This window comes from Actinoplanes sp. NPDC051859, from assembly GCF_044452725.1.
Classification (GTDB): domain Bacteria; phylum Actinomycetota; class Actinomycetes; order Mycobacteriales; family Micromonosporaceae; genus Actinoplanes.
This window is the reverse complement of the sequence record NZ_JBITBX010000018.1, coordinates 1-12,489: the sequence shown is the minus strand read 5'-3', so window position 1 is coordinate 12,489 and position 12,489 is coordinate 1. Positions and strand designations below refer to the sequence as shown.

General features: G+C 64.9%; 10 protein-coding genes. 8 read left to right on the top strand and 2 right to left on the bottom strand.

Annotation, left to right across the window (positions count from 1 at the left end; genetic code table 11):
• Window positions 1-81 precede the first annotated feature (81 nt).
• From ACIA1L_RS30360 to ACIA1L_RS30340, 5 genes are all read left to right on the top strand, one after another.
• Complete coding sequence (locus ACIA1L_RS30360) at window positions 82-699, top strand: flavodoxin family protein (RefSeq protein WP_396076453.1); 618 nt, start codon at window positions 82-84, stop codon at window positions 697-699.
• 240 nt (window positions 700-939) lie between these two features.
• Window positions 940-1,917, top strand: coding sequence for a TIGR03557 family F420-dependent LLM class oxidoreductase (locus ACIA1L_RS30355; RefSeq protein ID WP_396076452.1), 978 nt, complete (start codon window positions 940-942; stop codon window positions 1,915-1,917).
• 82 nt (window positions 1,918-1,999) lie between these two features.
• Window positions 2,000-2,116: a hypothetical protein gene (locus ACIA1L_RS30350; protein WP_396076450.1), complete on the top strand. Its 117-nt coding sequence runs from the start codon at window positions 2,000-2,002 to the stop codon at window positions 2,114-2,116.
• Between the two features lie 224 nt (window positions 2,117-2,340).
• Complete coding sequence (locus tag ACIA1L_RS30345; protein ID WP_396076449.1) at window positions 2,341-2,679, top strand: hypothetical protein; 339 nt, start codon at window positions 2,341-2,343, stop codon at window positions 2,677-2,679.
• On the top strand, window positions 2,610-3,764 hold the full coding sequence (locus ACIA1L_RS30340; protein ID WP_396076448.1) for a recombinase family protein: 1,155 nt from the start codon (window positions 2,610-2,612) through the stop codon (window positions 3,762-3,764). The genes ACIA1L_RS30345 and ACIA1L_RS30340 overlap by 70 nt, the downstream gene beginning before the upstream one ends.
• Window positions 3,765-4,046: 282 nt before the next feature.
• On the opposite strand, the gene ACIA1L_RS30335 is transcribed toward ACIA1L_RS30340, so the two are convergent.
• Together ACIA1L_RS30335 and ACIA1L_RS30330 are read right to left on the bottom strand one after the other, a co-directional pair.
• A complete protein-coding gene (locus ACIA1L_RS30335; RefSeq protein WP_396076447.1) occupies window positions 4,047-5,054 on the bottom strand; it encodes a YaaC family protein in 1,008 nt (335 codons plus the stop codon).
• A 123-nt stretch (window positions 5,055-5,177) separates the two neighbouring features.
• Entirely contained in the window at window positions 5,178-6,899 is a 1,722-nt protein-coding gene (locus ACIA1L_RS30330) for a hypothetical protein (RefSeq protein WP_396076446.1), read from the bottom strand.
• Window positions 6,900-8,353: 1,454 nt separating this feature from the next.
• Here ACIA1L_RS30330 and ACIA1L_RS30325 point away from each other — a divergent pair.
• The 3 genes from ACIA1L_RS30325 to ACIA1L_RS30315 all read left to right on the top strand — a co-directional run bounded on the left by ACIA1L_RS30325 (window position 8,354) and on the right by ACIA1L_RS30315 (window position 12,022).
• Window positions 8,354-9,232 (top strand): hypothetical protein, encoded by an 879-nt coding sequence (locus ACIA1L_RS30325; protein ID WP_396076445.1) that lies wholly within the window; start codon window positions 8,354-8,356, stop codon window positions 9,230-9,232.
• A gap of 241 nt (window positions 9,233-9,473) precedes the next feature.
• Window positions 9,474-10,472 carry a hypothetical protein gene (locus tag ACIA1L_RS30320; RefSeq protein WP_396076444.1) on the top strand — a complete coding sequence of 333 codons (999 nt, stop codon included), beginning with the start codon at window positions 9,474-9,476 and terminating at the stop codon, window positions 10,470-10,472.
• Window positions 10,469-12,022, top strand: coding sequence for a hypothetical protein (locus ACIA1L_RS30315; RefSeq protein ID WP_396076443.1), 1,554 nt, complete (start codon window positions 10,469-10,471; stop codon window positions 12,020-12,022). The genes ACIA1L_RS30320 and ACIA1L_RS30315 overlap by 4 nt, the downstream gene beginning before the upstream one ends.
• Window positions 12,023-12,489: the final 467 nt, after the last annotated feature.

Below are 12,489 nucleotides of genomic sequence, written 5' to 3'. Positions count from 1 at the left end.
GGTCGGAGCGCCCGGCACCGGCGCGATCCGCCAGTATCCGTTGCAGCGTTTTGGCCGATCATGGGCGGGCATTCCCGCCGCATGACTGAATCCCGGACTCTGCGCGTCGTCGTGCTCGGCTGTTCTCTGAAGTCTTCCGGCAGCGAGTCGAGCAGCGAACTGCTCGGCCGTCAGGTCCTCACCGCGCTCGCCGACCATGACGTCGCCGGTGAAGTGGTCCGGGTCGCTGACCACGACGTCAAGTTCGGCGTCAGCACCGACGAAGGAGACGGCGACGCCTGGCCCGCTCTACGGGAGAAGATCCTCGCGGCGCACATCCTGGTCATCGCCACGCCGATCTGGATGGGCCAGCCCTCGGCCATCACCAAGATGGTCCTCGAACGTCTCGACGCCGAACTGTCCGAGACCGACGACCAAGGCCAGCCGTCCATGTACGGCAAAGTCGCGGTCGTCGCGGTCGTCGGCAACGAGGACGGCGCCCACCACGTGTGCGCCGAGGTGTTCCAGGCCCTCAACGACGTCGGCTTCACCATCCCGGCCGCCGGCGGCACCTACTGGGTCGGCGAAGCCATGGGCAAGCTCGATTACAAAGACGCCGGCCCGAAGCCGGACACCACCGGCAGTGCGACCAAGGCCCTCGCGGCGAACGCCGCCCACCTGGCCCGGCTGCTGGCGGCATCCCCCTACCCGGCCCCCTGACGACCTAGCACCCCACGACGGGCCTTGGCTCCTTCGACGCCAGTTCCGGGCGGCCATCCATTGGCTGGAAACGTCCACGCGGCTGAGCAACGACGTTGAGTGCATCCGGGTGGGCAATGGGGGAGGCCGGGCACATTGGCGACCCGGCGGCCGTCTACTGGCTCTCCCCGGTTTGACCATGACCGCTGCGGGAAGGCGTTACAAGTACTTCACCAGAACAATTAAGGGGCGTGGGGGCGCGTGGTCAAGTTCGGTTACACCTTGATGACGGAGCAGAGCGGGCCGAAGGACTTGGTGCGCTACGCCGTGCAGGCCGAACAAGTCGGTTTCGACTTCGAGGTCTCCAGCGACCACTACTCGCCCTGGCTGACCGAGCAAGGCCACGCACCGTATGCCTGGACAGTGCTCGGCGCGGTCGCTCATGCCACCTCGAGGGTGGAGCTGGCGACCTACGTGACCTGCCCGATCCAGCGTTACCACCCCGCCGTGGTGGCACAGAAAGCGGCCACTCTGCAAGTGCTGTCCGACGGCCGGTTCATCCTCGGGTTGGGTGCCGGGGAAAACTTGAACGAGCACGTGACCGGGGACGGCTGGCCCCCGGTCGCCCAGCGCCAAGACATGCTGGAAGAAGCTGTCAACATCATCCGTGAACTGCACACCGGTGAACTGATCACCTGGGAAGGCGACTACTTCCGCGTCGACTCAGCCCGCATCTGGGACGCCCCTGAAGGGGGCGTGCCGATCGCGTTGGCCGTCTCGGGTGACAAGTCGATGGAACGCTTCGCCCCACTGGGTGACCACCTCGTCGCCGTGGAACCGGACGCCGACCTGGTGACAGGCTGGAACAAAGCCCGCCCGCGGGGCGCCGGTAAGTCCCGCGCTATCGGCCAATTGCCGATCTGCTGGGCCCCGGACAAGCAGCAGGCCATCGATCTGGCCCACGAACAGTTCCGCTGGTTCGGCGGCGGCTGGGGCGTCAACGCCGACCTACCCACCCCGGCCGGCTTTCAAGCAGCCAGTCAATTCGTGCGCAAAGAAGACGTAGCCGATTCGATCGCCTGCGGGCCGGACCTGGATGAACTCGCCGAAAGCGTCAAACCGTTCCTGCAAGCTGGCTTCACTGACATCGCCCTGCTCCAGGTCGGTGACGCTCTCCAGCAGCGCTTCCTCGACGAAGCAGCCGGCCCGCTGCTGGAACGCCTCCGGCAGCTCAGCTGATCGCGTAATACCCGGTGCTGATGTCTACGAATCCGTCGCATCAGCAGCCGAGAAGACATGATTAAGATCATCCCGTACCGCGGTGGACTGGGGTGTCACCTTCTTCGACACCGCTGAGGCGTACGAGCCGTTCGAGTCAGAACGCATCTCGGGGAGGTCCTACGCCGGGTGCGCGACGACGCTAGACAACGAGCCGTAACGTGCCTACGCAGGCGAGCTGCGCTGACACCCGCGAAGAATTCGTATGGCTCACAGCCCGCCCAACTGGGGGATTCGCTGACACGGTTGGCCGAGCCTCAGCCGGACGGCGTACATCCGTCCAGCTTCACGGTGACACCAGCCGCGCGATGCGTTGCCGCCGTCGCACACTGCACGTAAGAGTCCGCTTTGCTGTACTCGCGGCCTCGGATCGAGGTGATCGGTATGTCCACCACGATGGACGAGATGCAGACCGCCGCGTTCGAGGACTGGCTCTCCCACGGCCCCGGCCAGCCCCGCATCCGCGGCCGGCGCCGCGTATCAGCGGCCGATGCGGGGTTGCGGTTCGCGTTCTACGGCCGCACCTCCACAGGCCGATTCCAAGATTTGGCGTCGTCGCGCGAATGGCAGCGCGAGAACGCCGACCGGACCATCGCCGGCCGCGGCCATATTGTGGCCGAGTTCTTCGACGTCGGCTACTCCCGCAGCCTGCCTTGGCGTCGCCGGCCGCCGCGCTGCTGCGCGCGGTGGCCGACCCGCAACGCGGCTTCGACGCCGTGGTGATCGGCGAGTTCGAGCGGGCCTTCGCTGCCGATCAGGCCCGCAGCGTCATCGCCGAACTGCACGCCTACGGAGTCAGTGTGTGGCTGGCAGAGTTCGGCGGTCCGGTCCACCTGAGCGACATCACCCACCAGTCCCTGCTGTCACTGCTCGGGTACCAGGCCGAACGGGAGGTGCTGCGCGCCCGCCGCCGCACCATGGCGGCGATGCGCGCCCAGGTCCGCACACAAGGCCGGCACCTCGGAGGTCGTCCGCCCTACGGCTACCGCCTCGACGATGGGGGCCCGCACCCGAACCCGCAGCACGCCCGGTGGGGCAGACGCCTGCTGCGCATTGACCCGGACCCGGAAACCGCACCGCACGTGCGGTGGATGTTCGCGCAACGACTCGCCGGGTACAGCGTCGCCGGGATCGCAGGCACGTTGAACGCCCAAGGGGTGGTGCCGCCATCAGCGTACGACCGGGACCGCAACCCGCACTGCAGTGGCGCCGCGTGGACGGTCCGCACGGTCGCGGCGATCCTGGCCAACCCGCGCTACACCGGCCGTCAGGTATGGCGCCGCCAGCACATCGACCAACACGAGACCAGGCCGGGCGACAAGTCGAGCCGGCCGCGGGGCAGCAAGCCGACGCGCTGCTGGAACCCTCGTGACCAATGGGAGTTCTCCCGGCCAGGCGCGCACCCGGCGCTCGTCACAGACACCGACTCCCTGCGGGTGCAGCAGGTCAACGCGCTCGCGGTACCAGACGACGCCAGCACGGACCGCTACCAACTGACCGGCCTGGTGATCTGCGGGCTGTGCGGACGCTGCATGGAGGGGCATCGGGCGCACGGCAGAGCCCGGTACCGGTGCCGGCACGGCTACACCAGTGCCAGCGACGCCCAACTCAACCGGGCCAAAGTGCTGTATATGCGTCAGGATCAGATCGTAGCGCAGGCCCGGATCCAGTACGCGCACCACATCGGGGTGAACCCGGAAGTCCTCGAGCTACGGGACCTGGCCCAACGGGTTGCGGGCCGACCGGATCACGATCGTCTGCACGCCGGTCAGCATCACCCTCGACACCGGCCAAGAAACCGAGCCTGATGAGACCGCCTCAGCTGAGGCAACCGAGACCGGTCAACTCGTTCTCACCGGTGCGAACTTCGGGCGATAGATAGCGAAAAACCCCCACCAAAATCATCCGCTAAACGTGAATGACTTTGGTGGGGGTTAACGTGTCCGAGGGGGGACTTGAACCCCCACGAGTGGTACGGATACCACAGGGCATCCGTGTTCATGTGCTGAATCCTACCGGTCGTTCTGTCGGCGGCGTCGTCTCCCGCGAGGGCGAGCGGTTCAGTCTGCCGCCTGGTGGCGATGTTTCGGTCAGGTTTGGGTGGGCGTGGTGAGGAAGTTCCGCACCGACCTACTGATCGAGTTTGCGGCTTCGTCCAGCAAGTGCTCCAGAGCGCTGGCCTCCGCTGACCGATCGATGTCAATCATCCTCGACCAGGCGGCGGGCTCGTACCGTGCGAGGGATGACAGCGCCAGTAGCGTTGCCCACAGGGCTAGGAAGGGGTGCATGCCTTGTTGCATCGTTCCCAACGGCGGGGTAACGAACCAGTCATCTTGGGCGCGGTATGGGACCAAGCCCAGACTGCTCGTGTCTTGAACTGGTGCGTGCGTATGTGGCGCGTTGCTGGATCGCCATTCCACATCTATGGCGAGTCCTAGCGGCTGTTCGATCCACCTCACTGCCCCGGTCATGATGGAGCTCGAGGTGAGATCGCTGCCGCGTAGTGCGGGATAGAGTTGCAAGAACTCCCTCACTCGTGAAGCGCTTGAGCCATAAAATTCGCGCACCCATGGCGGAATCCAATGCAGCTCGGCCTGCGCGAAAGGGCCGCGCTTCGGCCAATTCTCCGGCATGAAAAGCAGAGCAGGCGCCGAGAGATCTCCCGGCAATGTGACGCCCACCATCTCCGGAAGCAGCGGCCATAGCTCGCGCACGGTTACCACGTCGGCAACGCCGAGGGGCTCTACCTGCAGGGCCGCCGCAACAGCTTGGAACAGGCCAGTTTCAGATGCTACGACTGCAGTGTCGGAGACGGTTGCGGCGCTGGTCCGGGAACTGAGTCCGTGCCCATGCACACTCCACTGCTGATTGCCGATGTGTGGAGATGCCGCGACTATGGCCCTACCGGCCTGCGACAACGCGTAGAAAAGTTGTACTGGCCTGGTGGAGTAGCCTGCCTGGCTACCAGCGGCCAGGAACTGCTCGCACTGCTCGACGGCGGCCTGGAACGTTGTCCGGCGGGACCCCTTCTTCGCATAGCCGGGCGGATCGTAACGTAAAGATCTCAGCTCTCGGAGTACGGCTTTGGGCTCGACCATTTGACCTCCCCTTCTTTGACGCGTGATCCGAGGCCCTCGACGAGGCGCGGTGTGAAATCCCGGCGAGCCAAGGCAGACGACAGCAGTCGTGTTGCGTAGTAAGGTCCTCACTCTTGGGTTGAGCTAGGCATCAGGTTCGCGCGGGACTGCTGCAATGATGGCTGCCGGATCGGATCCGGGTAACAGGCGTATGGCGTGGCCAGCTTCGACGCCGTCGAGGTCGGTGGACTCGGCGAGTCGCGCGGCGCGGTACAGGACACGGCGGTCGAGGTCGAGCTCGATGCGCTCACCGCTGAGGGCCACAGTGAGCGGTCCTGTATTCATGAGTGCGAACTCTGTCCCTCCGGCTGGTGGCAGGTTTTCCGGTGTCGTGACGGTCAGCTCGACGTGGGTCCAGGACACCTCGATCTGCTCTCCGCGCAGGAGTCTGCCGACCCTGAGGATCTCGTTGATTTCCCCTGTCGGGACCGTATCGACGTCGGGCACGGTGACCCGTCGAACAGTGTGCTGCTGGATTTCGATCAGGGCTTCGAGGAGACGAAGATGCCACCGGGCGGAGGCGCTCAGCGCCGAGTCTTCGAGGTGCCACACGGACGTCAGAGCAGGCCCGCCTCTGACTGCGAGCAGGAGGCCGACATCCTCGGCCATCGCTGCGGCCAGCTGCATCGCCGGCAGGACACTGAGCGGCGTCCGGCCAGTCAAAGAGCGTGGGGTGATTCGAACTTCGTCGCTTCCATCGGGTCCCTGCATGAAGAATCCGACCTCCAGGACACCGGTCTCGTCTCGCCCTGCGATCCACCATCCGGGTCCTGCAGGTGCGCGTGACACCTGGACACCCGATAGCGGAAGTGCGCGTTGGGTGTTGCCGTGCGAGTCGACCAGCCGGACTTCCAGATCAGGTCGCTCAGCAGCTTGGTCGTTGGCGACCATGAAGGTGAACCGTCCGTCTCCGGTGGGTTGGCGCATGCCGGGCGGGCCGGTGATCGACGTGACGGTTGCCGGGAGATCGTCGAACGGAGCGCCGAACTGGATGAAGTCTTCAATCGCCGCCTGGTCAGGAGTGCCAGCGGCTGCTTCGAGGCGCAAATCGATGCTGATCGGATGCAACTCCGGGGCGCTGGGGTGCCGCGCGAGGATCCGCAGGACTTGGAAGCGTTCCTCGTCGACCTGAAGGTACCGTTCGAAAACCGTGGCCGGCCTCAGGCCAGGCTCTTGCAGCTCGAGGTCGCGCACGCGCCCGTAGCGGATCTCGAATTCGTACCGGTAGAACGGGTCGACCTCGTTCAGGGCATCCGAGAGCGACAGGTGACGGACGGCGACCGCGTCGAGAAGGTCCTCGCCGGCTAGCCGCTGTGGGACATCGCGTCCACCCTGTAGGACGTCGGTCATCAGGCGGTGCAGACGTTGTCCGCCGTCGCCGAAGTAGTAGTCGACGAGGGCTAGGTTCTGCGCCGCGAGTACGTCGAGTTGCGTACGCCCCATCCAGTTGACCGTGATGTCGTGACCTGCGGTGAGGTCCTGAAGCCATTCCAGGCGCTCGTTCGTGGGGTCCCATGGACACGTCAGACTCCAGGAACGCACCGGTAGGATCGGCAGGGTATCGCGGACGAACGTCTTCCAGGATTTCTCCACCTGGGCTCGCTGCTTTGCGTCCAGGGGCCCGTGGAAGCGTTTAATCTGATGGATGTCGAAGCCCTCGGCGGTCAAAAGGCGCACGTCGACACCCCGATCACCCTGTGAGGGGGTGATGCGGTTGCCGGGGCCATCGTGGTCGAGCAGCAGCAGCGCTGACACGAATTCCTCGACCTTCTCACCCGACTCGCGTTCCCAGTTGACGGTCGTCACGACCATGAGCAAACCAGGTGCAGGGCCATCGATGCGATTTCGTGGGTACACCCGCTCACCCATACGGGTGAGCGGGTGTCTGAGCTTCGGCTCGAGCAGGGCGCAACCCGATACGCAGGACGCTCTTGGTGTGCATGGCGTCATGCACAGCTGACGGCCGGGGGCGCGAGGATCGTGCCAGTCCGGGGTGAGTTTATCCGGGGCCCGGGGCCAGGGCCGGCACGAACCTAACCATAAACCCGGCGTTCTTGGCCATCCGTGGTCCGCCATCGCCTGGCGTGGCTGGCTGGGAAGGAACCTCAGAACGCTTCGCGGTGCGTCTCGAGGCGAGGCTGCAGCCGGCGGAAGGCGAACAGGATCGCTGTCCCTGCGATCGCAATGGCAGCGCCGCGTGTATGCGGTACACCACGAACAGCGTCCGGCAGGTTGGCGGCTGCCCAGCTCGGCCAAGCCGCCGAGGTCAGAGTCCGAACGCGTCGGCCATCGACGGTGCCCGGGTTGCGGGCGCCATCTATCAGTTTCGCCACGCCCTGCTCCAGGAACACTTCGAGAACCAGCGAAGGCATCGTTAGTTACATCAACGACCGAAGGCAGGCGGCTGGCAGCCATGCTCGCTTCGTTTGGTGCAGTCAGGCTTGCACGCCCGGCTTGGCCCATCCCGCTCGCGCCGCCCCCGCCCCGCCCGCCGCGCGCAAAGATCGAACCGGCCTTGGGCCTGTGAACCCCGACAGGATTCGCATGAGCGGAAGCCCGGCGAGATGTGACTCAATTCTTATCATCGGTATCCGTTACTAGACTGTGGTCGCCCTGTGGCCGTATATCCCCACCACGAGGTGAACGATGCGGAACGGTCGACCGGGTCGGACGCGGCGTTCGCCGGATGTGCCCGCGACCTGACCCCGCGCGGCGCGCGCCGCGGACGACGAACGCCGTTGGCGGGTGGGTGGTGGGCGTTTGGGCGCCGTAGCCCCAAAGCGACCGGGGCAGGGCAAGGGCTCCCCTCGTCACCTTGCGGCCTTCCGCATCAGCGTCCGCCCTTGCCCGGACTGTGAGCGCGGGGGCAGGCTGCCCGGCCGCCAGAATGCCCGCAAGACGCGAGCTGCCACGCGCCGAGAAGCGAGTCTTAAGGGTTCGGGGCGCCGTGCACGATCACCCCCGCCCGTTCGAGTCCCGCGAGCATTTCCCCCGTTGGTCGTCACGGGTACCTCAACGGCAGTTCATCGAAAATTCCTAGGGTCGGCGCCTATCCTCACCATAAACTTGGGATGGGTGGATGGAGGGCCATGGTTGTCATTGCGGAATTCGATCGTCGGGTGTTAGGTGCTCCTACGCCGGACCTGGTTGTCTCTGGTAATTCCGGGGCGGGGTATGGGCCGCTTCCGATGGTTCTGGATACCTCATGTGTGCGTACCGGACTTCACGCTCAGCTGAGCGAAGGCATACCACCCGCGTCGGTGCGTGCTGCGCAGAGCGGCGCCCTGCGCCTGTTTATGGAGTACGCCACGCTGGCGGAGACCATCGGACGACTGCCGAGATTCGCGAAGCAGTTCAAGGTTCCCGAGGATGAATTACGCCGCATTCTCAACGAGGACTGGTTGCCGCACATCGAGGTGGTGAAGATTCCCCTCTCATTGCGCGGCATCGATGAACGCGCTGACGGGGTAGCAGCTCTGGACGCCGACGATTATCCTGCGGCAGCGCTGGCGGCCCTGCTTTCGCCCTGCATCCTCCTTACGCACAATTACAGAGACTTCGGCCCGCTAGGTGTCGTCAGTCCTTCGCAGGGCGTGGACGGCCTTCTAACTCTGATCCGGCGCGATGAAAGTATGACGCAGGCTCAAGCTCTCGTCGCGGTGCCGATGCTCTCGGGCCGTGCGATGGCAGCCACGACACGTTGGGCAGCGCAGCGGATGGGCTCATCCGTATGGCTCACTCTGGGGATTCTCGCGGCGGGTGGCGCGTTGTGGATCCTGCAACTGCCGCCCGAGAAGCGAGCAAGAATGAAGCGATGTGCGGCGACCGTGGCGTCATTCGCCTTACAGCAATACGGAGACGTTTTCATAAAAGTACAGCGAGATCAGGCCCAGCTCAACGGATTCGCCGTTCCCGCTCCCGGCATCCGCAGCGCCGAAGCGGCCATCATCCGCTCCCTTGCCAATTCGCCGGAACCGCTGTCCGCGTGCCGCCTTTTTGAAATTGCGGACCCCCGCCCAGATCTTCCTGTTGCTGGTATTCGCGCCTTTCTTAGGAAGAACGACCAGACGTTGTTCAATCAAGTGCGTCGGGGTAGTTTCATGCTGGGCCGCCGATACGATCTCGCAGAGTTCGCGTAGCCCGTTCCGCCGATGGCCTCGGCGTGCCATCCAGGGGCATCGAGACTCGGCCGACCCACCCCCAGGCTCCGCCCGAAACTTCGCGCGGTCGCATCGTCGCGAAGCAAGCGGCGGCGGGGGCTGCGGCGGCTGCGGCTTGAATGCCTCAAGGGCAGCAAGGTTCACACGCCGCCAGCAATGGAAATCGATGGGTGGGGGCGCGGGGTGTCGACCGGGCCGCTTATGCCCTTATCCTTGCCGCGTGTCGCTTTCAGGAAGCCTGGATCCATTTGCCGTCGCGGATACTGAGGACGGCCATCTTCGCGATGGGGCGCGTGCGCTGATCCAGCTGCTGCTCGAACTGCCGTACACGAACAGGCCTGATCAGAGCGTCCGCGAACGCGTGTACGGTAGTCGCGTCGTCGGACTGCGAGTTCCGCGCGGCGTCGGCGGAGGCTATGAGTGGGCGACCGGGCCGGCCGGGCGCCTGGTGCTGCGTCAGGTCCTCGACTATCTTCGCGCGGGCGGTAGCCCTGTCCTGAGTCCTGGTGATCTGAGTGCGTTGGTTGGCCCCCTGGACTTCTCCGCGCAGACCTGCCATCGCCAGCTACATCGACTGATGGCCACCACCGCCGAGATCAGGGCCCTCACGGGGGCTGTGATCAGCCGCCGGCCAGTAGGAACTTTCAGCGATGAAGGGATCCAGCTGGCGGACTGGGTTGCCGAGGCGGCGCGAGCCCTTCCCGCGCTGCCGAGTGTCGCCGCGGTGCGAGACGTGGCCATGACCAGCCGACTTCAGTGGCCACTACGTAGCAACGCGCCGCCCTCGCCCGTGCCGATCGATTTGATGCACTGGGTGGCGCTGGTCGCTCCCCAGGTCCGTGCCACGGTAACGGTGCCACTCACGGACGTCCAGCAGCACATCGGGACCGAGACGACGAGTAAACACGCCAGCGTCAGATTCCTCGACAGGTCGATCGAGGGGTGGATCCCGGCCATCGATGACCAGTTCCCCGGTCTCGGCGTGAGGCTGACGGAATCTGCATTGACGTTGACACCTACTGACCGGAGTGAGGACGGCTTCGGCGTGGGTACCGAGCTGGCGAGCGATGCCGAGGATCCTGCTGCCGCACCTCGAACCCGGCGATGCGACATCGCGGTGTACGGCATTGACAGCGTGTTGGACCAGCGCTTCAGCCGACTCGGAGCCATCAGCAATCACGGGCCAACTCGCACCAGGCAAGAGGTGATCCCGCGATGACGAACGAAGCACACCCAAGGCCAGTGCCTGACGGCACCCAGCAGGAGGATTCGCACGACTCGACCTCAGGGAGCCCCGAAGCAACCCGGCACGCACCCGAACTCGTCACGTCAGATGGAATACGCCTCGTCCTGACGGTGACCAGGCGTGAGGTGAGCGTCCCAGAACTCGTCGATTTCGGCGAGCGCTACTGGTCGATCGAAGGCATGGACGCCGATCACGGCGGCGTCGTGTGGCGCTTTACCATCAACGAACTGGCGCTCGAATGGGGCGAGACGCTGAAACGCTGCGACGTTCTCGCCGCAGCAGGGGTCTGCATTACCTTGCAAGGCTTCGAGTGCGCGGGATGCGGCCGAGCGCCATTGCTGCGATCTCGCGCGGATCTTCACGACTACTTGATTAATAGGCCGCCCACTCGGTGTCTGCAGTGTGACAAAGGGTTCGCCCAGGCCATCGAGCGCGAGTTCGACCCCTTTGCGCAAGAACGTCGGGAAAGACGTCAGCAGCGCGCCCAGTACGCGGCGAAGCAACGATTGGCGCGAGACCGATGGACAGCCCACCAGAGGTCGCAGATCGAAGCCGCGTTTCCCCTGCGCCTTGAGCCCGGAGGTGCAAAGGACCGGCCAACAGCATCCGTACGAGCAGAAGCAGCGGCGCTGCTGATGGTCGCTATCAGTTCCGGTAGGGCCACGGTGACAGCGGCCCATGACACATTTCTCCCGCCAGCACCCACCACCGGATTCCTGAGGTCGCTGCTGGAAGAATGCTTGGCCCAGGATGTCCTGCGCATTCACCCCGACACACCGACTCGCGCATGGGCATGGCAGCAAAGCTTCGAACAAGCCCTCGCGCAGGCCGACAGCCCCGACAGCGTCGGCGAACCCGCGCGCGGCGATGTCGACCTATTGCAGGTGCACTGGTACGCGCCTTTCGGCGACGGCGGACAGATCGCGGCCGACGAACTCAACCGCGCCTTGTCTGCCCGGCTGGCGGCAAAGCAACTCGACGGGCAGCGCCGACAGGAGATGCTCGAACTCTGCACGGAGCTGATCCACCTCGAAGCGATCGACGATTTTGAGGTTCGCCTTCACGAGGCCGGACTTCCCCGCCTATCAACTGCACAGAGGCAGCGACTCTCCAACGTCTGGGCAAACCTCGCCGAATTCCTCTCCTTGGCACAGTGTTCGACGCTCGCCTCGCGTGCGATCCGCGGGCGCCCCGACGGCGGTACCGGCCAACGCCTTGGCTCTCACCCTCGCTACACGAATTACGCCATCGCGTGGCTTGGCGACATTATCAACAAACCGCTCGCGTACGACCTCGCCGGCGTTCCCCCCGCAGTCGATAACCACTACACCTCGATGATGACGAGCATGATATTCGGGCTGAGCTGCGGCATTAACCCATGGCGCGCCTCGATGGCGGCTGTCGCCGAAGAACTTTTCGAACGACAGGATCAGACCGAGCAACTAACCGACATCGACATGACCGAGGCCATACATCTGCTCCTCGACCGCGAGCTGCGCATCGATCCGCACGCCGTCTACTAAGCCCTTGAAAAGCAGCACCAGCGCAGCGGCGGCGTGATGCGTGCCGCTGCGGCTCACCTCATCGACCTCATCGACCTTTACCGGGCCGGAGGCGGAACCCTCCGAGAAGCCCTAGCAGCCGCCATGAGCGCCACGACCCTCATCCCAGGACGATTCCCAGCGACGGCAGGAATCGGCACGATCGCGAGCCGCCTCGCCGACATCATGTACAACGCCGCGTTGGACTCCGTAGCTGGCCTGCCTCCCTGGAAGCAGGCATCGGCCTCATCATCAGCCAGCTAGAAACCTTCCCATGACATCGAGGCCCCGCGAGTTCGGCAACTGGCTGGCCTCGGAAACTGATGCTCAACGCACCCTCGAACCCTCCGGCAATAAGAGCTGCTAACACGATCTCTGCTGGCGGGATTTGATCAGGCGTCGCCAGCAGATGAGGGCGCAGGCGAGGCTGACCAGGCTGTCGTGGATGT